The 26,941-nt window shown below is 70.4% G+C and carries 28 protein-coding genes; 10 read left to right on the top strand and 18 right to left on the bottom strand.

The features are described 5' to 3' along the window. Positions 1-200: 200 nt before the first annotated feature. Entirely contained in the window at positions 201-1,772 is a 1,572-nt protein-coding gene (locus tag WYO_RS06455) for a SpoVR family protein (protein ID WP_007560441.1), read from the top strand. Between the two features lie 138 nt (positions 1,773-1,910). Continuing rightward, complete coding sequence (locus tag WYO_RS06450; protein ID WP_007560438.1) at positions 1,911-2,339, top strand: PaaI family thioesterase; 429 nt, start codon at positions 1,911-1,913, stop codon at positions 2,337-2,339. 260 nt (positions 2,340-2,599) lie between these two features. On the opposite strand, the gene WYO_RS06445 is transcribed toward WYO_RS06450, so the two are convergent. The 4 genes from WYO_RS06445 to glyA form a co-directional block, all read right to left on the bottom strand. After that, positions 2,600-3,226 (bottom strand): riboflavin synthase, encoded by a 627-nt coding sequence (locus WYO_RS06445; RefSeq protein WP_007560435.1) that lies wholly within the window; start codon positions 3,224-3,226, stop codon positions 2,600-2,602. Between the two features lie 2 nt (positions 3,227-3,228). After that, the gene (gene ribD, locus WYO_RS06440; protein WP_007560433.1) at positions 3,229-4,338 is read right to left on the bottom strand and encodes a bifunctional diaminohydroxyphosphoribosylaminopyrimidine deaminase/5-amino-6-(5-phosphoribosylamino)uracil reductase RibD; all 1,110 of its coding nucleotides are present in this window, start codon (positions 4,336-4,338) and stop codon (positions 3,229-3,231) included. After that, positions 4,335-4,871, bottom strand: coding sequence for a transcriptional regulator NrdR (gene nrdR / locus WYO_RS06435; RefSeq protein ID WP_007560431.1), 537 nt, complete (start codon positions 4,869-4,871; stop codon positions 4,335-4,337). Before nrdR ends, ribD begins: the two co-directional genes overlap by 4 nt. 102 nt (positions 4,872-4,973) lie before the next feature. Beyond that, complete coding sequence (gene glyA / locus WYO_RS06430; protein WP_007560429.1) at positions 4,974-6,278, bottom strand: serine hydroxymethyltransferase; 1,305 nt, start codon at positions 6,276-6,278, stop codon at positions 4,974-4,976. Between the two features lie 236 nt (positions 6,279-6,514). On the opposite strand from glyA, the gene WYO_RS30735 reads away from it, so the two are divergent. Genes WYO_RS30735 through WYO_RS06425 form a run of 3 tightly spaced genes read left to right on the top strand, consistent with a single transcriptional unit; the run spans position 6,515 to position 7,626 of the window. Further along, a complete protein-coding gene (locus tag WYO_RS30735; RefSeq protein WP_128754955.1) occupies positions 6,515-6,823 on the top strand; it encodes a hypothetical protein in 309 nt (102 codons plus the stop codon). Between the two features lie 33 nt (positions 6,824-6,856). Continuing rightward, the gene (locus WYO_RS30730; RefSeq protein ID WP_128754954.1) at positions 6,857-7,180 is read left to right on the top strand and encodes a hypothetical protein; all 324 of its coding nucleotides are present in this window, start codon (positions 6,857-6,859) and stop codon (positions 7,178-7,180) included. Beyond that, a complete protein-coding gene (locus tag WYO_RS06425) occupies positions 7,177-7,626 on the top strand; it encodes a hypothetical protein (RefSeq protein ID WP_007560424.1) in 450 nt (149 codons plus the stop codon). Before WYO_RS30730 ends, WYO_RS06425 begins: the two co-directional genes overlap by 4 nt. A 28-nt stretch (positions 7,627-7,654) precedes the next feature. Here WYO_RS06425 and WYO_RS06420 read toward each other — a convergent pair whose 3' ends face one another. The 4 genes from WYO_RS06420 to WYO_RS06405 form a co-directional block, all read right to left on the bottom strand. After that, positions 7,655-7,966 carry a cupin domain-containing protein gene (locus WYO_RS06420; RefSeq protein WP_007560422.1) on the bottom strand — a complete coding sequence of 104 codons (312 nt, stop codon included), beginning with the start codon at positions 7,964-7,966 and terminating at the stop codon, positions 7,655-7,657. A 75-nt stretch (positions 7,967-8,041) separates the two neighbouring features. Then, positions 8,042-8,800 (bottom strand): DUF937 domain-containing protein, encoded by a 759-nt coding sequence (locus tag WYO_RS06415; protein ID WP_007560419.1) that lies wholly within the window; start codon positions 8,798-8,800, stop codon positions 8,042-8,044. A gap of 144 nt (positions 8,801-8,944) precedes the next feature. Further along, a complete protein-coding gene (locus WYO_RS06410) occupies positions 8,945-10,381 on the bottom strand; it encodes an MATE family efflux transporter (protein WP_007560417.1) in 1,437 nt (478 codons plus the stop codon). An 8-nt stretch (positions 10,382-10,389) separates the two neighbouring features. Further along, positions 10,390-12,363, bottom strand: coding sequence for a monovalent cation:proton antiporter-2 (CPA2) family protein (locus tag WYO_RS06405; protein WP_007560414.1), 1,974 nt, complete (start codon positions 12,361-12,363; stop codon positions 10,390-10,392). Between the two features lie 288 nt (positions 12,364-12,651). Between WYO_RS06405 and WYO_RS06400 the strand changes: the two genes are divergently transcribed. Together WYO_RS06400 and WYO_RS06395 are read left to right on the top strand one after the other, a co-directional pair. Continuing rightward, positions 12,652-12,897, top strand: a complete 246-nt coding sequence (locus WYO_RS06400) for a type II toxin-antitoxin system ParD family antitoxin (protein ID WP_007560412.1) — start codon at positions 12,652-12,654, stop codon at positions 12,895-12,897. Continuing rightward, positions 12,887-13,186 (top strand): type II toxin-antitoxin system RelE/ParE family toxin, encoded by a 300-nt coding sequence (locus tag WYO_RS06395; protein WP_007560410.1) that lies wholly within the window; start codon positions 12,887-12,889, stop codon positions 13,184-13,186. The genes WYO_RS06400 and WYO_RS06395 overlap by 11 nt, the downstream gene beginning before the upstream one ends. 187 nt (positions 13,187-13,373) lie before the next feature. On the opposite strand, the gene WYO_RS06390 is transcribed toward WYO_RS06395, so the two are convergent. Next, positions 13,374-14,990 carry a formyl transferase gene (locus WYO_RS06390; protein WP_039902394.1) on the bottom strand — a complete coding sequence of 539 codons (1,617 nt, stop codon included), beginning with the start codon at positions 14,988-14,990 and terminating at the stop codon, positions 13,374-13,376. Positions 14,991-15,391: 401 nt separating this feature from the next. Here WYO_RS06390 and WYO_RS06385 point away from each other — a divergent pair, with 401 nt between their 5' ends. Then, complete coding sequence (locus tag WYO_RS06385; protein WP_007560405.1) at positions 15,392-15,685, top strand: hypothetical protein; 294 nt, start codon at positions 15,392-15,394, stop codon at positions 15,683-15,685. A 48-nt stretch (positions 15,686-15,733) separates the two neighbouring features. Here WYO_RS06385 and WYO_RS06380 read toward each other — a convergent pair whose 3' ends face one another. Next, positions 15,734-16,225 (bottom strand): RT0821/Lpp0805 family surface protein, encoded by a 492-nt coding sequence (locus WYO_RS06380; RefSeq protein ID WP_047170758.1) that lies wholly within the window; start codon positions 16,223-16,225, stop codon positions 15,734-15,736. Between the two features lie 92 nt (positions 16,226-16,317). On the opposite strand from WYO_RS06380, the gene pdxH reads away from it, so the two are divergent. Then, positions 16,318-16,959 (top strand): pyridoxamine 5'-phosphate oxidase, encoded by a 642-nt coding sequence (gene pdxH, locus WYO_RS06375; RefSeq protein WP_007560401.1) that lies wholly within the window; start codon positions 16,318-16,320, stop codon positions 16,957-16,959. Between the two features lie 181 nt (positions 16,960-17,140). Here the strand turns inward: pdxH and WYO_RS06370 are convergent, their stop codons facing one another. The 8 genes from WYO_RS06370 to WYO_RS06335 form a co-directional block, all read right to left on the bottom strand. Then, complete coding sequence (locus WYO_RS06370) at positions 17,141-17,827, bottom strand: 50S ribosomal protein L25/general stress protein Ctc (protein WP_007560399.1); 687 nt, start codon at positions 17,825-17,827, stop codon at positions 17,141-17,143. 472 nt (positions 17,828-18,299) lie between these two features. After that, the gene (locus WYO_RS06365; protein ID WP_007560396.1) at positions 18,300-19,193 is read right to left on the bottom strand and encodes an ABC transporter permease subunit; all 894 of its coding nucleotides are present in this window, start codon (positions 19,191-19,193) and stop codon (positions 18,300-18,302) included. Between the two features lie 15 nt (positions 19,194-19,208). Beyond that, positions 19,209-20,141, bottom strand: a complete 933-nt coding sequence (locus WYO_RS06360) for an ABC transporter permease (protein WP_007560395.1) — start codon at positions 20,139-20,141, stop codon at positions 19,209-19,211. 178 nt (positions 20,142-20,319) lie between these two features. After that, complete coding sequence (locus tag WYO_RS06355; protein WP_007560393.1) at positions 20,320-21,582, bottom strand: extracellular solute-binding protein; 1,263 nt, start codon at positions 21,580-21,582, stop codon at positions 20,320-20,322. A gap of 16 nt (positions 21,583-21,598) precedes the next feature. Further along, positions 21,599-22,603 (bottom strand): ABC transporter ATP-binding protein, encoded by a 1,005-nt coding sequence (locus WYO_RS06350; RefSeq protein WP_007560391.1) that lies wholly within the window; start codon positions 22,601-22,603, stop codon positions 21,599-21,601. A 265-nt stretch (positions 22,604-22,868) separates the two neighbouring features. Then, positions 22,869-24,296 carry a dihydropyrimidinase gene (gene hydA / locus WYO_RS06345; RefSeq protein WP_007560388.1) on the bottom strand — a complete coding sequence of 476 codons (1,428 nt, stop codon included), beginning with the start codon at positions 24,294-24,296 and terminating at the stop codon, positions 22,869-22,871. A 221-nt stretch (positions 24,297-24,517) separates the two neighbouring features. Next, positions 24,518-25,522, bottom strand: coding sequence for a helix-turn-helix domain-containing protein (locus WYO_RS06340; protein ID WP_007560387.1), 1,005 nt, complete (start codon positions 25,520-25,522; stop codon positions 24,518-24,520). Continuing rightward, positions 25,519-26,079, bottom strand: a complete 561-nt coding sequence (locus WYO_RS06335) for an isochorismatase family protein (RefSeq protein WP_007560385.1) — start codon at positions 26,077-26,079, stop codon at positions 25,519-25,521. Before WYO_RS06335 ends, WYO_RS06340 begins: the two co-directional genes overlap by 4 nt. A 113-nt stretch (positions 26,080-26,192) precedes the next feature. On the opposite strand from WYO_RS06335, the gene WYO_RS06330 reads away from it, so the two are divergent. Continuing rightward, complete coding sequence (locus tag WYO_RS06330; protein WP_007560384.1) at positions 26,193-26,903, top strand: NAD-dependent deacylase; 711 nt, start codon at positions 26,193-26,195, stop codon at positions 26,901-26,903. Positions 26,904-26,941: the final 38 nt, after the last annotated feature.

The following is a 26,941-nucleotide window of genomic DNA, read 5'->3' as shown; positions in this document are numbered from 1 at the left end:
TGGGCCGGCCTTCAGGCCGGGTCGGGAGAGGGGAGCCCCGGTTCCGGGGAAAGCACAGCCGTCATGAAGGCCAACGTTTTCTTCTGCGCCGTTGCTCCCCTCTCCCGACCCCCTTCGGGGGCCACCCTCCCCCGCAAAGGGGGGAGGGAGTTCCCGTCCCGCGGATATACGCGACACAGTCGGATCGAACGGGAGGCCGCATGACGCTCGTCAAGGCACGGACGCCCCAGACAATCTCCGGCGGCCAAAAACCCCTGTTCACCGGCAACGACTGGGATTTCGACACGATCCGGCGCATCCACGACGCCTGCGAGGGCATCGCCGGGCCGGAGCTCGGGCTGTCCTGGTACCCGAACCAGATCGAGATCATCACGGCCGAGCAGATGCTCGACGCCTACGCGTCGATCGGCATGCCGCTGTTCTACAAGCACTGGTCGTTCGGCAAGCACTTCGCCCAGCACGAGGCCGGCTACCGGCGTGGCCTGATGGGGCTCGCCTACGAGATCGTCATCAACTCGGACCCGTGCATCTCCTACGTGATGGAGGAGAACACGGCGACGATGCAGACGCTGGTGATCGCGCACGCCGCCTTCGGCCACAACCACTTCTTCAAGAACAACTACCTGTTCCGGCAATGGACCGATGCCGAGGGCATCCTCGACTATCTGGACTTCGCCAAGGGCTTCATCGCCCGCTGCGAGGAGCGCTACGGCCACCAAGCGGTCGAGCAGGTGCTCGACGCCGCCCACGCGCTGATGAGTCAGGGCGTCCACCGCTACCCCCGCAAGAAGCGGCCGGACCTCGCCTCCGAGCAGCGCCGCGAGCGCGAGCGGATCGAGCACGGCGAGCAGATCTACAACGACCTCTGGCGCACCCTGCCGCAGAAGACCGGCGCGGTGCGCTCCGACGCGGCCGCCGAGCGGCGCAAGGCCCTGCTCGAACTGCCGCAGGAGAACATCCTGTATTTCCTCGAAAAGGTCGCGCCCCGGCTGCGGCCCTGGCAGCGCGAGATCCTGCGGATCGTCCGGCTGGTGGCGCAGTATTTCTACCCGCAGCGCCAGACCAAGGTGATGAACGAGGGCTGCGCGACCTACAGCCACTACCGGATCATGAATTCGCTCTCCGAGAAGGGGCTGATCACCGAGGCCGCCTATCTCGAATTCCTGCAATCGCACACCAACGTCATCCGGCAGCCGACCTACGATGACCGCTCCTATGGCGGCCACAACCCCTACGCGATTGGCTTCGCGATGATGCAGGACATCGCCCGGATCGTGGAGCAGCCAACCGCCGAGGACTGCGAGTGGTTCCCGGACATCGCCGGCACCGGCGACGCCATGGCGGTGCTGCGCGATTGCTGGGCGAATTACCGCGACGAGAGCTTCATCCAGCAGTTCCTGTCGCCCAAGCTGATGCGCGACCTGCGCCTGTTCCACGTGGTCGACGACCCCGACGAGCCGGAACTGCGCGTCGAGGCGATCCACGACGAGCGCGGCTACCGCAAGATGCGCCGCTCCTTCGCCCGCCAGTACGATGTCGCCTGGCTCGACCCGGATATCGAGGTGGTGGACGTGGATCTGGAGGGCGATCGCCGGCTGATCCTGCACCACAAGGCGATCAACCGGATCACCCTGCAGAAGGACGACGCCAAACGGGTGCTCCAGCACCTCGCCGACCTGTGGGGCTACGACGTGGTGCTGAAGGAGATCGAGCCCGCCACCGGCACGGTGCTGGGCGAGATCAGCGCCAGCGCGCGGCCGATCTTTTTTTGAGGTTTTCGGGGCGTCTTCCCACCCGCCCCCTCATCCTGAGGTGACGGGCGATCGAAGATCGGCCGGCCTCGAAAGATGAGGGGGTGGATTGGATCACCGGTGGATTGCCCCGTCCCCCAACCCACGCTGCAACCAGGCATGAGCGCCCCGATCCTCACCCTCGCCGAAACGCGCGACTTCCTCGACCGCGAATTCCCGCAGATGCAGGCCGGCGGGCGGGCGTTCCATCTCGAGGCGGTGGGGCCGCTCTCGGCGCGGATGCGGATGGCGGGGCAGGAACGGTTCCTGCGACCGGGCGGTACCGTGTCGGGGCCGGCCATGATGGCGCTGGCCGATTACGTGCTCTACGCGGCGATCCTGGCCCAGATCGGCCCGGTCGCGCTCGCGGTGACCACCAGCCTCACCTTCAACTTCCTGCGCAAGCCCGCTCCCGGCGACCTGCTGGCGGAATGCCGGTTGCTCAAGCTCGGGCGGCGGCTGGCGGTGGGGGAGGTGGGGATTACCGCCCCGGGCAGCGCCGACCTCGTCTGCCACGCCACCGGCACCTACGCGATCCCGCCGCGCTAGAGCCGGATGACGCTCCGCGAGCAGGGTGGTCGGCGGAGCGGACACACATGGCGGTCCGGTCCTGATCAACGCTTCTCCAACCCATCCCCGCATCCTGAGGTGTGAGCGAAGCGAGCCTCGAAGGAGCCCTCCAGTCCGCTGGCGATCCCTGGAGGGCTCCATCGAGGGCGCCGCTGCGCGTCGCCACCTCAGGATGAGGAGGTGGGTTGGACGGGCGCTGATCGAGATGAAGCCAGCCCCGTCATGTGCCGGGCCCGCGGTCAGGCACCCGGCCGCGCCTCGGTGAGCCGGGCGGCGTAGCGGGCGATCAGGTCGACCTCGAGGTTCAGCCCCTCGCCGGCGCGCCGCTCGCCCCAGGTGGTGACCTGGAGGGTGTGGGGGATCAGCAGCACCGAGAAGGCGTCGCCGTCGACGCTGTTCACCGTGAGCGAGGTGCCGTCGAGGCAGACCGAGCCCTTCTCGGCGATGAAGCGCGACAGGCCCGCGGGGGCGCGCAGGGTGAAGCGATCGCTCGGCCCCCAGGCGCCGGCCGTGACACTCTCGCGCTCCAGGATCTCGGCGACGCCGTCGACATGGCCGGTGACGAGGTGGCCGCCGAGCTCGTCGCCGATCTTCAGGGATCGCTCCAGGTTGATGCGCGCCCCGGCCACCCAGCGGCCGACCGTGGTCCGCGCCAGGGTCTCGGCGGCGGCGTCCACCGCGAAGACGCAGCCGCCCTCGGTGGGCTCGACCGAGACCGCCGTCAGGCACGGGCCCGAGCAGGCGATCGAGGCGCCGAGCGCGATGGTGGCCGGGTCGTAGGAGGTGCGGATCGTGATCCGGCGCAGGTCGCCCTCGCCCGCGATCGAGACGATGGTGCCGACGTCGCTGACGAGACCGGTGAACATCTCTAAACAACCTTCTCGTAGGTGGCGGCCTCGTCGGGGCCGAGCTGCAGCCGCTCGGCCAGCCGGAAGTTGTTCGGGTCTGCCAGCGCAGCGGTCAAATCCGGGCCCAGCGCCTTCAGGCCGCCCACGGCCCCGAGTTCGGCCGGCCCCGTGACCAGCGTGCAGGCCTCGATCAGATCGGCCCGCGCCAGGGCATCGGCAAGGCGTGGGCCGCCCTCGCTGCACAGCCGCGTCAAACCGCGCTCCGCGAGATGGGCCAGCGCATTCGGCAGGTCGACGCGGCCGGCCACATCCGCCGGCAGGATCACGATCTCGACGCCGAGCGCCTCCAGGGCCCGGCGGGCATGGGCCGGGGCGGAGCGGGTGGTCAGGACCAGGGTGGCGGTGTCCCGGGCGGTCCGGGCGAGCACGCTGGCCGGCGAGAGCATCAGGTGCGAATCGAGCACGATCCGCAGGGGCGAGCGGGCGCCGAGACCCGGCAGACGGACGGTCAGGGACGGGTCGTCCGCCCGGGCGGTGCCGATACCGATCAGGATCGCGTCGGCATGGGCCCGCCAGAGATGCACCGCCCCGTCGGCCACCGGGCCGGTGATCCGCAGGCGCTCCGGGCCGGCGCTCGCGCAGAAGCCGTCGCGGGTGCGGGCGAGCTTGAGGTGGACGGCCGGCCGGCCGCGGGTCACCCGGGTGATGTGGCCGATATGGTCGCGGGCCGCCGCCTCCCCCATCAGGCCGGTCTCGACGGTGACGCCCCCCCGGCGCAGGAGGGCGTGGCCCCGCCCGGCCACCCGCGAATCCGGATCCTCGACGGCGCTGACCACCCGGGCGATCCCGGCGGCCAGGATCGCGTCGGTGCAGGGCGGCGTGCGGCCGTGATGGGAGCACGGCTCTAGGGTGACGTAGAGGGTCGCGCCTTTAGCTGCCGCCCCGGCCTCGGCGAGCGCCAGGGGCTCCCCGTGCGGCCGGCCCCCCGGCGCCGTCGCCCCGGTCCCGAGGATCCGGCCGGTGCCGGGCTCGACCACGACGGCGCCGACCGATGGGTTCGGCCAGGTGGTGCCGAGCCCGCGGCGTCCGAGCGCCAGGGCGAGGCGCATGAAGCTGGCATCGTCGCTCATGAGCGGGCGGTCCGGCGGCGGGGCGGCGCGTCCGGCTCCGGCTCCTCGGGGGGCGGCTCCGGCTCGGCCCCCACGGTCAGCAGGCCGTCGCCCAGGGTGCCGAGCAGGGCCTCGAAATCCTTGGCCTCGCGGAAATTCTTGTAGACCGAGGCGAAGCGCACATAGGCGACGTCGTCGAGGCCTTTCAGCCCGGCCATCACCAGCTCACCGATTGCCTCGGAGGTCACCTCGGGCTCGCCCGCGCTCTCGAGCTGCCGGGTGATGCCGCTGACCAGGCGCTCGATCCGCTCCGGGTCGACGGCGCGCTTGCGCAGGGCCACGTCGATCGAGCGCTGGAGCTTGTCCCGATCGAAGGGCACGCGCTTGCCCGAGCGCTTGAGCACCACGACCTCGCGCAGCTGCACCCGCTCGAAGGTGGTGAATCGGCCGGCGCAATCCGGGCAGACCCGGCGGCGGCGGATCGCGGCGCCATCCTCGGAGGGCCGGGAATCCTTCACCTGCGTCTCGGAGCCGCCGCAATAGGGACACCGCATGGGATCTGTACTCGACGCATGGAAACGGCCGCGGACCGGTCTGGTCCGCGGCCGTTTCCTAGACTACGCGCCGGCGGGCCGGAAGGCCGCCGGGCACAGGCTTCAGCCGTAGATCGGGAACCGGTCGGTCAGTGCGTGGACGCGGCTCTTCACCGAGGCCTCGACCTCCGGATCGCCGGCCTCGCCCTTGGCCACCATGCCGTCCAGCACCTCGACGATGAAGCCGCCGATCTGCTTGAACTCGGCGACGCCGAAGCCCCGCGAGGTGCCGGCCGGGGTGCCCAGGCGGATGCCCGAGGTGATGGTCGGCTTCTGGGTGTCGAACGGCACGCCGTTCTTGTTGCAGGTGATGTCGGCCCGCGACAGGGCGGCCTCGGCGGCCTTGCCGGTGAGGCCCTTCCGCTGCAGGTCGACCAGCATCAGGTGGTTGTCGGTGCCGCCCGAGGTGATGTCGTAGCCGCCAGAGATCAGGGTGTCGGCGAGCGCCTTGGCGTTCTCCACCACCTGGCGGGCGTAGATCTTGAACTCGGGCTTCAGGGCCTCGCCGAAGGCGACCGCCTTGCCGGCGATGACGTGCATCAGCGGGCCGCCCTGGAGGCCGGGGAAGATCGCCGAGTTGAACTTCTTGGCCAGAGCCTCGTCGTTCGTCAGGATCATGCCGCCGCGCGGGCCGCGCAGGGTCTTGTGGGTGGTGGTGGTGACCACGTGGGCGTGCGGGAACGGCGACGGATGCACGCCGGCCGCGATCAGCCCGGCGAAGTGGGCCGCATCGACCATGAAGTAGGCGCCGACGGAATCGGCGATCTCGCGGAACTTGGCGAAGTCCCAGTGACGCGGGTAGCCGGAGCCGCCGGCGATGATCACCTTCGGCTTGTGCTCCTGCGCGAGCTGGGCGACCTGCTCCATGTCGATGCGCTGGTCATCCCGGCGCACGGTGTAGGAGACCGGCTTGAACCACTTGCCCGAGACGTTGGGCGGGGCGCCGTGGGTCAGGTGGCCGCCGGCCGCGAGGTCGAGGCCCAGGAAGGTGTCGCCGGGCTGCATCAGGGCCAGGAACACGCCCTGGTTGGCCTGCGAGCCGGAATTCGGCTGCACGTTGGCGAAGCCGCAATCGAACAGGCGCTTGGCGCGCTCGATGGCGAGGTTCTCGGCGATGTCCACGAACTGGCAACCGCCGTAGTAGCGCCGGCCCGGATAGCCCTCGGCGTACTTGTTGGTCAGCACCGACCCTTGAGCCTCCAGCACGGCGCGGGAGACGATGTTCTCCGAGGCGATCAGCTCGATCTCGTGCTGCTGGCGGCCGAGTTCCTTCGACACCGCCTCGGCGATCTCGGGATCGGCCTCGGTCAGCGGGGCGGCAAAGAAGCTGTTCGAGAAGTGCTTGTCGGCGGCGGTACCGGCGCTCATGGTCTGCCTCTGTTCTGGTAGGGGCGGGGCCCGGCCTTTCGTCGGCGTGCACGGGCGGGCATTCGAGCGGGATTCCTACACGGGCCGGCCCGTGCCGCCAAGCACAGGCATTTTGGATCGGCGCAAAGAATAATTTGCCGCAGGTGAGCGCAAGCTGGCCGACTTGAGCCGGCAGGCAGCCTCCCTCTGACGCGATCGAATCGCTTGACAAAAGGAAGCTAATCCTAGAATAAAACATGAACAAACTTTTAGCGAGTCGTGCTGCCATGTGGCGTGCTGATCGAGATTGGAGCTTGGATCATCACATCGCTGGGCTTCGCGTTAGCCTTGCGTTCATTGCTCTGGCTATTCTCGAGATAAAAGCTGGCTTCCGGCAGGATCAACCGAGAAACGATAAAGGCCGATGGTCTGGCGGCGGCGGATCGATCATTCTCACGCAAAAAGACAGCACTGGCGATCCGCGAATCGATGCAAAGACAGATCAGATTCTCGATGTTCTGAAAGAGGTCATCGAGAGCAGCGATCCCGGGCAGGGAGCTCTTTAGGGCATTGAGATCCACGCCAAGGCTGCGGCGCGCATGCGAGAACTCGATCTTCCCGGCATCGGGAAGCATGGCGTAGAACAGAGCTTCAGCGCTGGCGATACCGTGCGTTACGGTTTGGATGGGAGCGTCCGGACAGATATTAAATACCGCGATGGCAGAACCAGCGCCGCACCCATTAGGGCGATCTGGGATCTCAAGACCGGTCGAGCGAGACTGGCGTCAAAACGAGTTGGCGAATTGAGGGACGCCGTCGGCGTGGATGGCATCGTTCCTGTCATCGAACTTCATATCGATCGCAGCATCACCGTAAAAAACCATATGTTTTACAATTTTATTATTGGGGCAGCACACGCATGACCATGGAAGCCTATGCCCTTTGCACGCAGCCCATTTCCAGCATCTCGGAATGGCGGGCCGCCATCGATGCGATAGGATTCGACTTGAAGCTCGAAGCAGATCAAATTCCGCCAGCCGTATCAGGTCACCTTCCCGCCACATGGCAGGGGCGTGGGGCAGGCTTCGAGTGCTCGGTCATTCCGTTCTCCGACTTGGCGGAGACCTACCCCGAAACGGATTTCGGGGGACCATGGGCCTGCGCGTACGCCTTCTATTTCGCGACGTTCCCGGCCTGCGCGGGGACCTGGATCGCGATTGCCGCCGGTCTCAGGCTAACGGGCGGGATCGCCTTCGACCCGCAGGAGGACAAACTGCTGACTGCTGAGGCCGCAATTCGCTATGCCCACGACACGGTGGCCAGCATCGCAAGGCTCGAGGCGCAGTTCGGCAGAAACACGTCCCTCTGAGTCCGGATCGGGCGAACGTCGACCGCGGTCAGGAGACGAGATTCGTCTCCACCAGCACGGTTTCGGTCTCGAACGCGGCGGCATGCCACGTCCCGGCGGGGAAATGGAACACGCTGCCCGCGGCGAACGGCGTGCGGCCCTGCTCGGTCTCGAGGAATCCGGAGCCGGAGATTACCTGGACGAACTGCTCGTGCGCGTGGCTGTGGCGCCCCGCCGAGACGCCCGCGGGCACCACGACCCGCACGAGGCTCGCCCCGGCGCCCGGGATCGTGCGCTTGGCGACGCCGTTGCCGGCAACGGTTTCTTCGCAGGTGTCCCAGGCGGTCAGGTGGTCGGTCATCGGGCTCTCTCCGTCGCCGCAGGAGATGCCTTCGGGCCGCGCCGGGTCAACGGCCCTGGCGATCCAGATCGTGCGTCAACCGGTCCCGCCCTCGGGGCCGCGGCCGCGCCGGGGCTTGTGCGGGTTCGGCTCGGGCTTCGGCGGGGCGGGGTCCGCGGGCTTGCCCGAGGACGGCCAGAGGGTCTCGAACAGCTCCTGCATCGCCCGGATGTTGTGGCCCTGCACCTCCGCGCCGGTGCGCATCATCTGCTCGATCATCGCGGAGCCGGCCTCGCCGGCCTTCTCCCCGGCGGTCTTGGAGGCGGCCTTGGGGGCAGGCTTCGGCGGCGGGGCCGGGGCCGCGGTGGCGCCGGGCATGAACGCCTTGGCCATCTCGCCCCAGGCGGGGCCGAACGGGAACGGCACGGGGGGCGGGGGCTCCGCCGGCCGGGCCTGGGCGGGCTCGGCCTGGGGCTGGTTGAGCATGACGTGGACGATGCTGGCCACCACGGCGCCCGCCATCATCGGCAGCATCTGGCGCAGCACCTGCGCGCCGACGCCGCTGGTGGCCGAGGCCTGGCGCAGCACCGCCTGCATCAGCTGGGCGGAGCCGAACATCTGGGTCAGGGCTTCGAGCCCCTGGGGCGCGGCGGCGCGGGCGACCTCGGGCATGCCGAACATCCGGGCGAAGGCGTTCGGGTCGAGGCCGGCGCCGCGCTGGAGGCCGAGGGTCAGGGCCGGCATCAGCGCCTCGAAGGCGCGGGCGGTCTGCTCGGGGGTCAGGCCGAATTGCTGGGCCATCGCCTGGATCCCGGCCTCGCCCTGGGCCTGGAACATCTCGAGCGGGTTGAACATGACGCCTCGTCCCCGTCCCGGTCGGACCGGCCGGGACGGGCCATGGTGACCGGTTGCGCGGCGAAATACCAGTTCCCGCGCGAGGATCTTGTGCTCAGCGCGCTCCGGCGGCCCGATCGGACGGTATTGCGGGCCGCGCCCGGCTCAGCTCACCGGGCCGGGATGGGGCTGGCCGGCGGGCAGGGGCGCCTCGCGCTGCGCGGCCGCGTGGGCCTCCTCCGGGGCACGGACGCGCCGGCCCCGGGTCTCCAGCCGGTCGACGGTGCGGCGGGCGAGCAGGATGCCGGTGATGCCGAAGACCAGGGAGCCGAGGCCCATGCCGGCCACCACGCCGCGCGGCCCGTAGAGCGCGGCGCCGAGCATCGCGGGCGGCACGGTGCCCAGCGTCGCCCGGCCCCAGTTCAGCAGGGTCGAGCGGATCGGGAAGCCGAGATTGTTGAAGGCGGCATTGCCCAGGAACAGCAGCCCGTTGAAGAACCAGATCGCCCCGCCGGCGAGGCAGAAGAAGCCGAACAGGTCGCGCGCCACGCCCTGCAGCCCGAACAGGGACGCCAAGGGCTCGCGGGCGAGCGCCAGGACCAGCCAGACCAGGGCCGTGTAGGCGAGCGTCACCCGGATCGCCTCGCGCAGCACCCCGCGCATCCGGTCGAACCGGCCCGCGCCCCAATTCTGCGCCAGGATCGGCCCGATCGCCCCCGACAGGGCGAACAGGCCGCCGAACGCCACGGGGGTCAGGCGGTCGATCACCGCGGCGGCGGCCACCGCGTCGGCCCCGTAGCTGGCAAAGAGACGCGCCAGGAACGCGCTCGCTACCGAGGGTGCGAGGTTGGTCAGCACCGCCGGCCCCGCGACCCCCGCCAGCACGGGGGCGTCCGCGACCATGTCGGCGACCCGCGGCAGGCCCAGCAGCCCGTGCCGGCTGACGCCGCGCAGGCCCACCACCACGAAGGTCGCCCGCGCCACGCAGATCGTGATCGCCGCGCCCTCCACCCCGAGGCTGGCGCCGAAGATCAGCAGCGGGTCGAGGAAGGCGGTGACGATGGCGCCGGCCAGCGTCACCATCATGGCCTGGCGCGCCTCGCCGACCGCCCGCAGCAGGCCGGTGAACAGCATGCCGGCGGCGAGCAGCAGGTTCGACGGCAGCGTGATCGTCAGGAACAGCTCGGCCACGCGCAGCGTCTCGCCGCTGGCGCCGATCAGGCTCAGCAGCCGCTCGGACAGGGCGAAGATCAACAGGGCGATGAGCCCGGCGGCGAGGCTCGCGAGCCCCAGGGACGAGTTCGACAGGCGCCGCGCCGCCGCGCGATCGCCCGCGCCCACCGCCCGCCCGACCAGGGCGCCCGCGGCGATCATCAGGCCGATATTCACCGCGGTGGCGAAGAATTGCACGATCGCCGCGAAGCCGATCGCCGCGGTGAGCTTCGGGTCGCCGAGCTTGGAGACGTAGAACAGCGACAGCAGGTCGACCACGAAGATCGCCATCAGCCCCACCGAGCCGGTGGCGGCCATGACGACCACGTGCCGGAGGATCGAGCCGGTGACGAACCGGCCCGCCTGGGCCGGGGATGCGCTGTCAGGCATCGGGACGGTCACGCATCCCGGGCGGTGCCTTCCGATTCCAGCTCGGGCTCGTGATCGACCTCGATCTCGGCCTCGGCCGGCTCCTGCGGGGCGGGGGCGGGCTTCTCGAGGAGCCGCTCGGCCGCCTCGCGCCGGTCGTTGCCGATCAGGTCGCGGGTCTCGGTGCTCAAGGCGCGGGCCGGGCGGACCGGCTCGGTCAGCGGCTCGGGCTTCAGCTCCGCGGCGCCGCGCATCCAGCCGGCGCCCTCCGGCAGGGCGCCGGCCTGCTGCAGCACCAGGCGGGCGATGTCGCGCTTGCGCACGTCCTCGGCCCGGGCCGCGGCGACCTCGGGCGACAGGCCGAGCCCCTCCAGGGCCGCCCGCCCGAAGGCCAGGGCCGATTCCGCGGTCTCGCGGATCTGGTAATCCACGTCCCGGTTCATCAGCTCGACGGCGTGCAGGCGGTCATAGGCGCGCACGAAAGTGCGGACGTTCTGGAATTCCTCGTGCACGATGTCGACGATCTTGAGCGCGCCGGCGCGGTCGTCCACGCAGATGCAGACCAGCTCGACCCGGCCGATCCCGGCGGCGCGCAGCACGTCGAGGCGGGTGCCGTCGCCGTAATAGATCCGGAAGCCGAAGCGCGAGGCCGCGCGCAGCTGCTCCACGTCCTTGTCGATCACCGTCACCGGGATCCCCTCGGCGAGCAGCACCTGGGTCAGCACCTGCCCGAACCGGCCGAAGCCGATCACCAGCACCCGCGCCTCGCCGCTCTCGGCCAGCTCCGCCGACGGCTCCGACACGTCGACCTGCTCGCGGGCGGTGCGGCGCTCGATCAGCTTGTCGAGGCCCTTGGCGGCGATCGGCCCGATCAGCATGGTCAGCGCCGCGAGCGCCACCGCGAAGCGCGTCGCCGTGGGGCCGGTGAGCCCGAGATCCTCCGCCTGCGGCAGCAGCACGAAGGCGAATTCGCCCGCCGGGGCCAGCACGGCCGCGCCGCGCAGCGCCCCGAGGGTATCCGAGCCGAACAGCCGGAACAGGCCGGCGACCAGCGCGACCTTGACCAGGATCGCCCCGAGCGTCGCCCCGAACAGGGCCGGCCAGACCTCCCGCACGAGGCTGCCGTCGATCGACATGCCGACGCTCATGAAGAACAGGCCGAGCAGCATGCCGCGGAACGGCTCGATCTCGGCCTCGAGCTGATGGCGGAAATTCGATTCGGCGAGCAGGATGCCGGCCAGGAACGCGCCCATCGCCATCGACAGGCCGACCTGCTCCATCAGCAGCGCGGTGCCGAGCACCACGAGCAGCGCCGCCGCGGTCATGACCTCGCGGGCGCCGCTGGCGGCGAGCAGCCGGAAGAACGGGTTGAGGCCGTAGCGGCCGACCAGCACCACCGCCAGGATCGCCGCCACCGCCTTGCCGGTGGAGATCGCCGCCGCCCCGAGCCAGGGACCGCCGGTGGCGTCCCCCGCCGTGGCGAGCAGCGGCATCAGCGCCAGGATGCCGACCACCGACAGGTCCTGGAACAGCAGCACCGCGAAGGCCCGGCCGCCGTAGGCGCTGCCGAGATCGCCTCGTTCCTCCAGGAGCTGCAGGGCCACCGCGGTGGCCGACAGGGCGAGCGCGATGCCGATCACCGAGGCCGCCCCGAGGCTGAGCCCGGCGGCCAGCCCGACGCCGCCCAGGACCAGCGCGCAGGCGACGAGTTGCGCCGCGCCCAGGCCGAAGATGTCGCGCCGCATCGAGACGAGCTGCGACAGGTGCAATTCCAGCCCGACGATGAACAGCAGCAGCACCACGCCGATCTCGGCGACGCTGGCCGCGGTGTCGGGCTCGGCGATCAGCGACAGGCCGGAGGGGCCGATCAGCACGCCGGCCACCAGGTAGCCGAGCACGGCGCTCTGGCCGATCAGCCGGAACACCGGCACGCCGATCACCGCGGCCGCCAGGAAGGTCAGGACCGGCGGCAGGAAGCTCGCATGTTCGACGGGGCTCGCCATGCAGATCTTCTCGGCGGATATCTTCGGGTTCGCGGGGCGCAGCCCCGGCTTAGCGCGCGCGGCGCCGCGATGCGAGATGTGGAGGGGTGCCGTTCGGCACAAGCGGGTTTTCGCGCCGATGGCGATTCAGATCGTATGGGTCCGTTCGGCACGTCCGGCCGGATGTCCCGGCGCGGAAAATCTCGGATTGCCCGCAACCCAGCCCGACCCGCTCGCCCCATCCAGCCTCACAGGAGATTTGGGTGCACGATACCAAAATATGGTACATTCCGGTATCAGGAGGCTCCCATGGCTAAGAACACATCCGTGTCGCTCGGGGACCATTTCGCCGGGTTCATTGATCGCCAGGTTGCGGACGGGCGCTACGGATCGGCCAGTGAGGTCGTCCGCGCGGGCCTGCGCTTGCTCGAAGAGCACGAGGTCAGGATAGCCGCGCTTCAGGCAGCCCTGATCGCCGGGGAAGAGTCCGGTCCCGCAGAGGAGCTGGACAGCCCTGCTTTCCTTCGGGAGATGCGGGCCAAGTATGGCCGCTAGCCCCCGCGCCCGGTTCACCCCCCTCGCCCGTGCCGACCTGGAAGAGATCTGGCGCTACACGTTCGGCCGGTGGTCACCGGACCAGGCCGATCGCTACCACCAGGCAATCGTGAACGCGGCCGGCGAACTCGCCACCGGCGCGAAGGTCGGCCGTCCCGTCGAGATCCGCGCCGGCTATCTCAAATACGCGGTCGGATCGCATGTCATCTTCTACCGGCGGACGGAGGCCGGGATCGATGTCATCCGCGTGCTGCATCGGCGCATGGACGTGCCGTCTCGCCTCTCATGAAGCGACGCGATAGCGATCCGCTCGGATTTCCGGCCTGCGTCAGTCGAGGTCGCTAGGGGCCCGGCTTGGGGCGCCCACAGGCTTTCCCGTCCAACGTGCGGCCGGACCCTTTCTGAAGCCGCGTCGCTCTGATCGTGCACGCGTTTCCGGCTTCGCAATGCGAAGCCCTCACGGCACGCGCCCGGGATCACCCCAGCAGCCGCGACCGGGCCCGGCGCGAGCCGTCGATGAACTCGAAGCCGCCGGCCGCGCTCAGCATGTGCAGGCGCGAGCCCGGCCAGGCCGCCCCGGGGCCGAGGCGGGTCTCGACCCGCTGCTCGTAGCCCTCCGCGTCGAGCCGCAGGATCCGGGCGAGGCCGAGCGCCGCGCCGTAGCCCCGGCGGCAATCCTGCACCGGCCGGATCAGCGCGCCGTCGCGGGCCACGATCGGCCCGGCCGCCCGGGCCGAGCCGACATCGATCAGCACCGGGTTGCGCGGATGCGGCGTCCAGGGACCGCGGAAATGCGGCGCGCGCCAGAGATGCAGGGTGTCGGAATAGCTGCCCCCGCCCGCCCGGACGGTGGCGAACATCCACCAGCACCCGTCGTGGTGCAGCAGCGTCGCGTCCCCCGCCACCACGTGGTCGACCAGCACCGCCTCGTGGACCCAGCCCCCCGGGAAGGCGGTGGCCCGGTACAGGTCGATCGTGCCCGAGGCGTGGGATTCCGGGATCATCCAGACCGCCCCGTCCGCCTCGAACACGAACGGGTAGGAGAGGTGGGTCTCGAGCTCCAGCACCGGCTCCGGGCGGCCGCGCGGGCCCGTCGCGTCGAAGCCGAGGGCGGAGATCACGCCCTTGCCGCGGCGATAGTCGAATTCCTCGACGAACAGGGTCACGGACCCGCCATGCGCGATCGCGAACGGGTCGGCGTAGAAGCGCCGTCCGTCATCGGGCAGGTCGGTCCAGCCGCCCTCGGGGTGGCGGCGCAGGTCGATCAGGTCCGGGCCGACGATGCGCCGCCAGCCGACCCGCCATTGCGGGCTGTGGAAGCAGAGCGCGTAGAGCCGGCGGGCGATCTGCCGGGCCAGCCCGCTGGCCGCACGCCGGCTGACGCCGAGGCCGCCGAGGTCGAAGGAGGCCTGCCGCTGCAGGGCCGTCGCGGTCCCGTCCGGCAGCTGCGTCGAGGCGGCGCCGTCGAGCGCCGCGGCGATCAGCGTGATGCTCCGGGCGAGGTAATCCTCGAAGGCGACCAGCATCACCGTGTGGGATTCCGCGCCGAGGCGCCCGACCGCCACCGGGATTCCGTCCGACCCCCGCAGGGCCGCCACCGGGGCGCGGCCGGCGAACAGGGCGGCGAGCAGGCCGGCTTCCCCCGGCATGCCGTCGAAATCGAGCCGCCAGACCGGCTGTCCCCGATCCGCGACCGCGTCGGATTCGGCCTGGCCACCGGAGAGATCGAGGACGAGGTCGGGTTCGCCCGCCGCGACCTCCGCCCCGTAGGTCCCGAACGCCATCGGCTCGGCCGCCGTGGCCAGGCCCGGGCGGGGGAGGCCGTGGATCGCCGCTTCCAGGCGGAACAGCAGCTCGGCATTGGGCGGCAGGCCATGCGCGCCGAGGACCCATTCGACCTGGAGGCGCCGGTCGGGCCGCTGGCCGAGCTGGTCGAGAAGGCGGATGTGCCAGCCGCGCAGGGTCCGGCGGTCGAGGCGCACGGTGATCTGCCGCGCCACCGGCCGGCTGTCGAGTGTCCGGGGCTCCGGCCAGACCGGTCCGCGGCCGCTCCCGATTGCCGGCTGATCCGCGCCCCCGATCGAGCGCTCCATCAGGCGGACGACGCTGTCGGTCTTCGCTGAGGCGGCGTCCCGAAGGCTCGCCGTCCCGGTTCGGAGGGAGGGGGGCCCGTGCGGCGTGTCGAATCCCGTAGCGACGCTCACCGCGAATCCAGACCTTGAGGGACCTCGAAGACGACCGACGATACGGTCGTCGCCTGAACGAATGCTATCGCTCTGCGGCGCAATCCAACAAGTCCGGCCGCCTCTCCACCGTTCCGGGCGGTTAATCCGGATCGGAGTCTGTTGATGAACAAAAGCACCGCGTCTCACGCAGCGCGATAACCCGTCGCCGCGCGGCCGTGATACCATGCCGCGCGGCCATCCCGGCGCAAAGCGGGAACTCGCGAATTGGCTTGGCGGTTCGCCCGTTAGACGTGATGCGGAGACACGACATGACACGCAAGATGATGCCGCTGGCCGCGATGCTGCTCATCGGCCTCCCGAGCGCGGCCTTCGCCTGGGGCGGCGGTGGCGGTGGCGGTGGTGACAGCGGCAGCGGGCTCTCGCCCTACGCGGCGCTGAGCGGCAACGATCGCTCGGCCGGCGTCAACAACGGCAATTACCGCGATCCGGCCCTCGACCCCTATATCCGGGCCTACGACCCCGAGGCCGCGGCCCGCGCCGCGACGCCCCCGGCCGCCCAGCCGCGCCTGCGCATGCGGCCGTATTACGGGTATCCGTACTGAGCGACCTCGTGCCTGCCGGGACCCCCAACGGGAGGCCCGGCGGGCGTGTCAGGACCGCTCGGATCCGGCGGCCTTGACCTTCTTGAGCACCCAATGGCCGCCCGACGGCTTGCAGCCGGTGCCGCGCACGAAGCGGCTGCGGCCGGGGCCGATCACCGAGGCCAGGAAGTTCCGGCAGATCAGGTCGTCGGCCACGTAAGGCAGGCCGGTCGGGTTGACCGCGCCGTGCAGGCCGGTCTCGGGGTTGTCCCACTTCACCGGACGGCCGTTGCCCTGGGGGTCCAGGGCGACCGACAGCGCCGCGCGGGCCCGCCGCCAATCCTCCTCGCCGAGATCGTTGCCGAAGCTCGCCGGCCGCTTCTCGATGCTGCCGGTGACCACGGGCTCCTCGGCCACGGGCGGCGCGGCTGCCGCAGGCTCGCCCCGGAAGACGAGCAGCGGCTGGCTGCAGCTGCACAGGACCATCGCCAGCGACAGGGCTGCCATCGCCACAGGGACGCGCAACCGTCGACTTGGCTCTTTACACGCGCATCGCCGCATTACACCTGACTCACGACGGGCTATCCGCTCGACCGAACATGCCGATGTCGGTGCCCCCTCAGGCCCTTGACGCGGCAGGCAGGAGTCTTGCCGTGGATCAGTTAAGGACCGATGACCCGAAGGCCGGCGCGCCTGCCCCGACCTCGGACTTTACCCTGAGCGAGGATCCGTTCGCGCTGTTCGCCGCCTGGATGCGGGAGGCGGAGGCCGCCGAGCCCGAGGATCCGAACGCGATGGCGCTGGCCACCGCGGGCTCGGACGGGCTGCCCGACGTGCGCATGGTCCTGCTGAAGGGCTTCGATGAGCGCGGCTTCGTGTTTTACACGAACGTCCAGTCCGCCAAGGGCGAGGAGCTGGCCCAGAACCCGCAGGCCGCCCTGGTGCTGCACTGGAAGAGCCTGCGCCGGCAGGTCCGCGCGCGCGGGCCGGTCTCGCCGGTGACGGCGGAGGAGGCCGACGCCTATTTCGAGAGCCGCCGCCGGGAGAGCCGCCTCGGCGCCATCGCCAGCCAGCAATCCCGCCCGCTCGCCGACCGCGCCGCGCTGATGGCCGAGGTGACCGAGCTCGCCGCCCGCTACGAGAACGGTCCGATCCCCCGGCCGGAGCACTGGACCGGCTTCCGCATCGCCCCGGTGTCGCTGGAATTCTGGCAGAACGGCGATTACCGCCTGCACGATCGGGTGCGCTTCACCCGCACCGGCGACGGCTGGAGCCGGGCGCGGCTGTATCCGTAGCCGAAGTCCCGGTTTCACAAGGTCCAAGACCTTGTGCGGGTGCAGGGCAGAGCCCTGCGAACCTCGTGGGCTCCGCCCCCGAACCCCGCCACAGGGCTGAGCCCTATGGGAGCCCTTGAAACGAAGAGAGCCCCGGCGGGGGCCGGGGCTCTCAGGCTTGATCGGTGACGTGCGACGAGGCTCAGGCCTCCTCGCCGTCCTTCTTCTCGCCATCCTCGGAAGCCTCTTCGGCCTTCTCCTCGGCGGACTCGGCCGACTGCGCCTCGGCGATCGCGGCCTCCTCGGCCTCGACCTCGGCACCCAGCACGGTCGGCGGGACGATGTTGGCGACCGGGTCGGTCGGCTCGCCGGTGTGGCTGCCGGCCGGGATCTTGATGTCGGCGACGTGGATCACGTCGCCGATCTCGCGGCCGGTCAGGTCGACCTCGATCGCGTCCGGGATCTGGTCCGGGGCGACCTCGAGGGTCAGGGTGTGGGCGACGATGTTGAGGGTGCCGCCGAGCTTCTTGATGCCGGGGGCCGCGGCCTCGTTGATGAAGTGCACCGGCACCTCGACGGTCACGGTCTGACCGGAGACGACGCGCAGGAAGTCGACATGCAGCGGCACGCCGCTGACCGGATCGAGCTGGAAGTCGCGCGGGATCGCCCGGACGGTCTTGCCGCCGGCCTTGATCTCGAACAGCGTGGTCTTGAAGCCGCCGGCATAGATCAGCGTGCGGGCGCGGACGAGGTCGATGGCGATGGATTGCGGCGGCTGGCCGCCTCCGTACACGACGGCGGGAACTTGACCCTGGCGACGAACGGCCCGGGCGGCCCCCTTGCCGACCCGGTCGCGTGCCACGGCCTCAAGCGTCTTGACTGCGCTCATGGCGTGATCCTTCAAAAGATGGCTGGACCCGGAAAACGAAAAAGCCGCCCGACGCGGACGGCTGTGACCTTCCCGGTGCGCCCCTGCCTCCAAGGGTGTCGGGGGGCGCGCCGTGCGCATACACGGACGGGGGCGGATTGGCAATGTTCAGGTGGGGCCACGCCGTGCCGCGACCGCTCTCAGCTCTGTTACGTCATCGAATCATTTGGCCACGCAGAGCACACCGTCATTGCGAGCGCAGCGAAGCAACCCAGGTCAGCGCGCGGTCGCAGGACGTAGCGCCACACTGGGTTGCTTCGCTGCGCTCGCAATGACGATGAGGCTTAATGCCGGCCGGCACGTATCGAGGCGGCGTGAACGAGGCTCACGAGCGAGCCCGTTACCGTCATTCCTGGGGTTCTCTGTCGATGCTTCCCGCCGATGAGGTGCGCGCCGCGCTGCGCTCCCAGGCTTCTCGTTCAGTTCAAGAACCCTACGGACGCAGCCCCGCCAGCGCCCGCCGGGCCCGGCGCCGTTGCAGCCACACGGTCAGGCCGAGGGCGGTGCCGATCACCAGGGCGGAGAAGGCCGTCGTGGTGGTGCCGAGCGCGTAGATCTCCGGCGTCGTCACCGTGGTGGTCAGGCCCTGCAGCTCCAGCGGCAGGGTGTTGCGGCCGCCGATCGCCTGGCTGGTGCGGGCGAGCTCGTCGAACGACAGGGTGAAGCCGAACAGGGCGACGCCGACCAGGGCCGGGGCCAGGATCGGCACCACCACGTGCCGGAGCGTCTGCGCCCCGGTGGCGCCGAGGTCGCGGGCGGCCTCCTCGTAGGCGGGGCTGAACCGGTTGAACACCGCGAACATGATCAGCAGGCCGAAGGGCAGCGTCCAGGTGAGATGCGCCCCGAGCGCCGAGCTGTAGAGGCCCATGAGGGTGCCGTGATCCTGCAGGAAGCCCCAGCCGGTGGCCTCCGCCAGCGCCTTGATCCCGTCGTCGAGGAGCCGGAATTCCAGCCCGATCCCGAGCGAGACCACGATCGAGGGCACGATCAGGCTCGACACCGCCAGGGCGAAGACCACGCCGGCCCCCCGGAACCCCTTGCGGAAGGCGAGCCCGGCATAGAACGCGAGGGTGACGGTGAGCGCCATCACCACCAGCCCGAGCATCAGCGAGCGCCGGAGCGCCGCCCAGATGTCGACGACGCCGACCCCCTCCCACAGCTTGGCGAACCAGTGGATCGAGACCCCATTCATCGGGAAGGTCAGGCCGCCGGACGGGCCCTGGAAGCTCAGGGCCAGGATCGTCAGCGTCGGGCCGTACAGGAACAGGACGTAGAGGGCGAAAATCCCGGCGAGCCCGTAGAAGGCGAAGCCGCGCGGCCGGTCCATCCTACAGCTCCATCCTCAGAGTTCTCTACGCAGGTCGATCATCCGGGTCAGCCCGAGGATCATCAGCAGCACGGCGGCCAGCAGCACCACGGCGTTGGCCGCCGCCGCCGGGAATTGCAGGTAGGCCATCTGCACCTGGATCACCTTGCCGACGCTGGCGATCTGCTGCCCGCCCATCATGCCGACGGTGACGAAATCGCCCATCACCAGGGTGACCACGAAGATCGACCCGATGGCGATGCCGGGCTTGGCCAGCGGCAGCACCACGTTCCACAGGGTCTGGAACCCGGACGCGCCGCAATCGCGCGCCGCCTCGATCAGCGACCGGTCGATCCGGGCCAGGCTGTTGAAGATCGGCACGATCATGAACACCGTGTCGAGGTGCACGAAGGCCAGCACCACCGCGAAGTCGGAATAGAGCAGCCCCTCGATCGGCGCCTTGATCACCCCGAGGCTGCGGAGCGTGTCGTTGACCAGGCCGTTGCGGCCGAGCAGCGGGATCCACGAGATCATGCGGATCACGTTCGAGGTCCAGAACGGGATCGTGCAGAGCAGGAACAGGCCCATCCGCACCGTGTCCGAGCGGATGTGGAAGGCCAGGAAGTAGGCGATGGCAAAGCCCAGCGGCAGGGTGATCGCCAGGGTCAGCGCGACGAATTTCAGGGTCGAGAGATAGGTCCGGACCGTGGTGCACAGGTCGGCGGAGAGGCAGCCGTCGAACACGTCGGCGTAGTTCTGCAGGGTCAGCGCCGGGGTGATCGCGTACTCGTTGTACTCCCAGAACGACACCACCGCGGTGAGCAGCAGCGGCACCACCAGGAAGACCAGGAACACCAGGGCGAGCGGCGCCGCCTGGAGATAGGCGAGGCTCGTCCGCCGGCGCCGGGGCGCGGCCGCGATCGGCGCGGCAACGGTTTCGGCGGTGCGGGGGAGGGCGAGGTCGTTCATCGGATCGGCCTCGACGATGCCGCGGCACCCGGCTGCCAGCGTTGGACTCCGAGGCTTGTAGCGGTCGCGACGTGCCCCCTCTCCCGTGCGGGAGAGGGGACCCGCGCCGCGTCCGGAACAGCGCGAGGGCCATAGCTTCCCACACCGAGGAGGGAGGGGAAGGAAAGCACCAGCCCGCTCACGCGGCGATGAACTCGTTCCACTTGCGCACCATGTAGGTGTTCTCGTCCATCACGGCGTTCCAGCAGGCGACCGCGCCCATGCGCTGGTCGAAGGAGCCGCCGTCGCGGGTGGCGCCGGCCTTCTCGATCAGGGTGCCGTCCGGGCCCAGGATGTCCTTCTCGGCGGGCTTGCCCTCCATCCAGAACGCCCATTCGTAGGGCTGCATGTTCTCCTTCGCGGTCTCCAGCACCGCGGAATAGTAGCCCTGGCGGTTGAGATAGGCTCCGGCCCAGCCGGACAGGAACCAGTTGATGAACTCGTAGGCCGCGTCGAGCTTCCGGCCGCTCAGGGTCTTCGGGATGCCGAAGCCCTGGGCCCAGGCGCGGTAGCCCTCCTTGAGCGGCTGGTAGGTGCACGGCACGCCCTGCGCCCGCACCTTGGTGACGGCGGGCGACCACATCGACTGGATCACCGTCTCGCCCGACGCCATCAGGTTCACGGATTCATTGAAGTCCTGCCAGAAGGCCCGGAACTGGCCGGCGCGCTTGGCCTCGATCAGCACCTTGATGGTGCGGTCGATCTCGGGCTTCGTCATGTTGCCCTTGTCGCCGTAGGTGTAGTCGCCCGTGGCCTCCACCACCATGGCGGCGTCCATGATGCCGATGGACGGGATGTTCAGGATCGACGCCTTGCCCTTGAACTCGGGGTTGAGCAGATCCTTCCAGCTCTCCACCGGCCGCTTGATCAGGTCGGGCCGGATGCCCAGCGTGTCGGCGTTGTAGGTGGTCGGGATCAGGGTCAGCCACTCGGTCGGCGCGGAGGCGAAGGTCTTGGCATTCTGGCCCTCGAGGTAGAACACCTTCCGGGGCGCCGTGCCCTGGTCGCCGATCCGCTTCCCGTTCACCTCGCCGCGGGTGAACACGCCGGTGATCTTGTCGGCGAGCTTGATCCGCTTGGCGTCCAGGCCGCTGAGGTTGCCCGACGGGATGATCTTCTTGAGGCTGAAATACTCGGTGTCGACGAGGTCGAAGGAGTTCGGCTGGGTGACCACCCGCTTGGTCACCTCGTCGGTGACCACCGGAATGTATTCGAGGGTGATCCCGAGATCCTCCTTCACCTTCCGGGCGATGTCGGCGGACTGGCTCACCGCGGTGCCGAGGTAGCGCAGGGTCACGGGCTCGGCCGCGTGCACGGCCGGGAAGCCGGTCACCGGCGTCGCCGCCAGGGCCGCAGCCCCCTTCAGCAGCGTGCGCCGGCTCGGCTTCGAGAACGGGTCCATGGTCGTCTCCAACTGTCTACGCGTCGAGGCGGTGGGCGGCGGCGTCCCAGCCGACCGGGATCGTGTCGCCCGGACGGAGCGGGCGGGCCGCGAAGGCGGAATCGCTGAGCACGGCGGTCAGCGCGGCCGGGCTCTCGGCCAGGGCTTCGGGCGACCGCTCCAGCCCGTCGGCATCGAGCCCGACATGGACGCTGGTGCCCTGGTACTCGACCGCGACCACCCGGGCCGCGAGCGCGCCGGGGCCGGCCGCCTCGCCCAGCCGCATCCGGTCGGCCCGGACGGCGATCATCCCGTCGGGCCGGCGGATCACGTTGTGGCCACCGATGAACCGGGCCACGAAGGCGGTGGCCGGCCGCTCGAACACGGTGCGCGGGTCGGCGGCCTGCTCGATCCGCCCGGCATTCATCACCACCACGAGGTCGGAGAGCGCCATCGCCTCCTCCTGGCTGTGGGTGACGTGGATGAAGGTGAGCCCGAGCTCGGTCTGGATCCGCTTCAGCTCGACCCGCATCCGCACCCGCAGGAACGGGTCGAGGGCCGAGAGCGGCTCGTCCAGGAGCAGCACCTTCGGGCCGGTGACGAGCGCGCGGGCGAGCGCCACGCGCTGCTGCTGGCCGCCCGAGAGCTGGGCCGGCAGGCGCCCGGCGAGGTGGCCCATCTGCACGAGCTCCAGCATCGCCATGGCCTTGGCCCGGCGCTCGGCCTTGCCGATTCCGCGCATCCGCAGGCTGAAGGCGACGTTGTCCCGCGCGTCGAGATGCGGGAACAGGGCGTAGCTCTGGAACATCATGGCGGTGCCGCGCTCGGCGGGCGTCGCGTCGCCCACCGCCTTCGGGCCGATCACCACGTCGCCGGCGCTGGCGCGCTCATGCCCGCCGATCATCCGGAGCGTCGTGGTCTTGCCGCAGCCGGAGGGGCCGAGCAGGCAGCAATAGGCCCCGGACGGCACCTTCAGGTCGATGGCGTCGACCGCGGTCGCCGCGCCGTAGCGCTTGGTCAGGCCGATCAGCTCGACATTCATGCGAGGCTCCCCCGCCGCCCGCTCCGCGCGACACACGATCGAGACATCATCGCGCGTGAAGGCCGCGCCATGCTCCCTCTCCCGTGCGGGAGAGGGCTGGGGTGAGGGACCAGGTCCATCCGAAGAAGTCGCATCCCTCACCCTGTCCCTCGCCCGTACGGGAGAGGGATCCGCGCCCAATCCGGCCGAGGATATGTCCGCGGCCTTGATCCAGCCTGATCGCCCACAGCCCCAGACGGCGGAGCAAGGGCCGGGCCAGGAGGCGTCATGCGCCCTGCCGCTCCGCCGGATCGACCGCCCGGTCGAGCACCCGGCCGCGGCCCGGCTCGGACAGGACCTTGCCGTCCTCGGCGATCACCTGCCCGCCCGCGATGGTCATCACCGGCCAGCCAGTGACCGCGAACCCCTCCCAGGGGGTGTAGTCGGCGCCGTGGTGCAGGATCGCCTGGCGGATGGTCTCGCGCTTGTTCGGATCCCAGAGGGTCAGGTCGGCGTCGAAGCCCGGGGCGATCGAGCCCTTGCGCGGATAGAGGCCGTAGAGCTTGGCGTGGTTCGTCGCGGTGAGCGCGGCGAACTGGTTGAGGCTGATCCGGCCCTTCGAGACGCCTTCGGAGAAGAACACCGGCAGCCTGGTCTCGACCCCCGGGATGCCGTTCGGGATCCAGCGAAAGGATGATTTCCCGCGCGGGTTCAGCTTGCCCTGCGGGTCGTCGTAGCGGAACGGCGAGTGGTCGGAGGAGACCACGTCGAAGATGCCCCGCCGGATGCCGGACCAGACCGCCTCCTGGCTGGCCTCGTCCCGGGGCGGCGGCGAGCAGACGTATTTCGCCCCCGCCATCGGGTCGTCGAGCCCGAGCCCCTTCATGTGCTCGGCCGTCAGGGTCAAGTATTGCGGACAGGTCTCGGCCCGGATCTTCAGGCCGCGTCCTTGAGCCCAGGCGATCTGCTCGGTAGCCTCGCGGCCCGAGACGTGGACGATCACGATCGGCAAATCGATCAGCTCGGCATGGCTGATCGCCCGGTGGGCCGCCTCGCGCTCGACCACCTCGGGCCGGGACAGAGCGTGGCCGTAGGGCGCGGTCTCGCCGGCCCGCTCCAGCCTGTCGCTGAGATAGCGGATCGCGTCGTAGCCCTCGGCGTGGACCATCACCCGGGCGCCCTGCCGCCGGGCGACGTGGAACACGTCCAGCAGCTGGCGGTCGTTGAGCACCAGGTCGTCGTAGGTCATGAACACCTTGAACGAGGTGTAGCCGTCGGCGACCAGGGCGGGCAGCTCCTGGCCGAGCACCGCCTCGCTCGGGTCCGAGATGATCATGTGGATCGCCACGTCGACGTGGCACTGGCCCTCGGCCTTGGCCCGATAGGCGTCGACCGCGCCGCGCAGCGACCCGCCCCGGGGCTGGACCGCGAACGGCATCACGCAGGTGTTGCCGCCGGCCGCCGCCGCCCGGGTCGCGCTGGCGAAATCGTCGGCCATGACGATGCCGGGGCCGGGATCCTGGGCGATGTGGACATGGCTGTCGATGCCGCCGGGGAGCACCAGCAGCCCGGAGGCGTCGATCACCCGGGCGGCGTCGGCGATGCCCTCGGCCACAGCCACGATGCGCCCGCCGCGCACGCCGACATCCGCCCGCACCGTGTCGCTCGCCGTGACCACGGTGCCGCCGCGGATCGCCAGGTCGAATTCGGGCATGATGCGCTCTCCTCCGCGCCCGCGGGCGCCTGTCGGAACGGACGGATGCATCGTCCGCGCCGATTCGGACGCTGCGAGGAGGGCACAGCCATCCGGCAGGGTCCAGAGTGCGCACGGCATGGGTTCCCAAAGGGCTCAGCCATTTGGCGGGGTATTGGGGTGGAGCCCCAATGCATCGGGCCAAGCCCGACACCAGGGCTCTGCCCTGGACCCGCGAAAGGTCACGGACCTTTCGAAACCGAGACTCGGGTTCGGAGAGTCGAGGGGGCGGCTTCGTGGAACTGACGCCACACCCGCCGCATATGCCGGGCGGAGCCGAAGCCCGCGCGGTCGGCGACCTGCTCGAGGGCGAGGTCGGTCTGGGCGATCAGGTCCCGGGCTAGCGCGATCCGGCCGCGGTTGACTGCGTCGGTCACCGTCATCCCGGCATGGATCCGGAACAGCCGGGCGAGGTTGCGCGGGCTTGCCCCGGCGAGGCGGCCGAGGATCTCGGGGGACCAGGCGCGGGCGGGTTCGGCCGCGATCGCGTCCTGGGCGCGATGCACGACCGGGTGGAGATGGCTGCGGCCTTCGAGCCAGGGCGAGAGCTGCGGGTCGTCGGCGCCGCGGCGCATGTAGACCACCAGGGTCCGGGCCGCCGCCAAAGCCGCGGGCGGGCCGGCCCATTCGGCGACGAGGTGCAGCATCAGGTCCACGCCCGCGGTCACGCCGGCGCTGCTGAACCGGTCCCGGTCCCGCACGAACAGCCGGTTCTCCCGCACCCGGGCCCGGGGCGCCAGGGCGGCGAGGCGGGCGCAGCTGGCGTGGTGGGTGGTGCAGGCATAGCCGTCGAACAGCCCGGCCCGGGCCGCCAGCAGGGTGCCCTCGCAGACCGTGATCAGGGTGTGACCCGGCCGGACCGCGCCGCGCAGCCAGTCGACGATCCGCGCTTGGGCGGCCGCATCGTCCGGATCGGCCGCGCCGCCGAGCACCCGGGACGCCGCGCCCGGCACGAGCACCACGGTGCCCGGCGGGATCGAATCCGGCAGCGGCTCGGTCCCGCCGAGATCCAGCCCGATCGAGCAGCGGGTGCGCGGGGCCGGCGCCACGTAGCGCACCGAGAACGCGACCCGCTCCTGGGCCGCCCCGGCGATGCGCAGGACCTCCATAGGCCCCGCGAGGTCGAGCAGCAGGGTGCGTGGCGGCAGGACCACCAGGACCGGGATACGCCGCGCCGCCGCGCTCATGCGGCGACCGGCAGGTCCCGGCCGGCGAGCGCCTGCTCCACCGTGGCGATGTGGGCGAACCGGTCCACCAGCACCAGCTCGGTGCGGGCCTTGATGTCGTCTGCCGCGAACCGGCGGCCGTCCGGGTGGGTCATCGCGAAGGTCAGTGTCGCCTCGGTGACGTAATCCACCTGCCAGCCGCTATCCGAGGCGTGGCGGGTGGTGGTCTCGCAGCACTGTTCGGTGCGGATCCCCGACACGATCAGCCGGCGGATCCCGTGCTCCGTCAGCCAGCCCGCCAGCCCGGTATCGATCAGCGCGCTGTGCCGGCGCTTGTGGAAGATCGCGTCCGGCGCGATCACGATGGGCTCCAGGGTGCGGACATGGCCCGACGCGAGCGAGAACGGACCCGTCTCCGTGACGTGGAACACCTGCAGCACCGGAATCCGGCGGGCGACCGTGCCGTCGATGAGCGCCTGCAGGCGTTCGGTGAAGCGCGGCACATCCGCCTCGCTCCAGAACGGCCGGTGACGGAAGGACTCCTGGACATCGATGACCAGCAACGCAACATCGGACATTTCGTGTCTCCCGCTTGGTGAAGCGAGCGGCAGGATCGCGCTCTGACGGGGCGGACGAAAGAAACCGTACAGCCAACCAGCGGACATATCCGGCCATACACGGAGGATACAGCATGGGCGATCCGAACAACATCTTCGTGCTGACCGGGGCGGGCGTGTCGGCCGAGAGCGGGCTCGGTACCTTCCGCGACCGCGGCGGCATCTGGGCGCGGTTCGACCCGATGAAGCTCGCCACCCCGGAGGCCTATGCCGCCGATCCCAACACGGTGCTCGACTTCTACGACCATCGCCGCCGCGGCGTGATCGCGGCCGAGCCCAACGCGGCGCATGTCGCCCTGGCCCGGGCCGAGGCGCGGCTGGCCGCGCGGGGCGGGCGGCTGTTCCTGTGCACGCAGAACGTCGACGACCTGCACGAGCGGGCGGGATCGCGCGCGGTCGTCCACATGCATGGCGAGCTGCTCAAGGCCCGCTGCACCGCCTGCGGAACGGTCACGCCCTGGCGCGACGATCTCGACCGGGCCTCGATTTGCCCGGCCTGCGGGGGCGTCGGCCGGATGCGGCCGGACGTGGTCTGGTTCGGGGAGATGCCGATGCATCTCGACGCGATCGAGGATGCGCTTGCCGCCGCCGACCTGTTCGTGGCCGCGGGGACCTCGGGCGCGGTCTACCCGGCGGCGGGCTACGTGCGGGAGGCTCGGGCCCGCAACATTCCCACCTGCGAAATCAACCTGGAGCCCTCGGACAACGCCGATGCGTTCGACGATGCCCGCTACGGGCCGGCCAGCACGGCGCTGCCGCGCTTTCTCGCCGATCTCGGGCTGTGACCCGCCGGATCGCTGCAAACCGTTGAGAGGGTAAACGA

Origin of the sequence: Methylobacterium sp. GXF4 (assembly GCF_000272495.1) — a bacterium.
In the GTDB taxonomy this organism is placed as follows: domain Bacteria; phylum Pseudomonadota; class Alphaproteobacteria; order Rhizobiales; family Beijerinckiaceae; genus Methylobacterium; species Methylobacterium brachiatum.
This window is presented reverse-complemented; position numbering and strand designations above follow the sequence as displayed.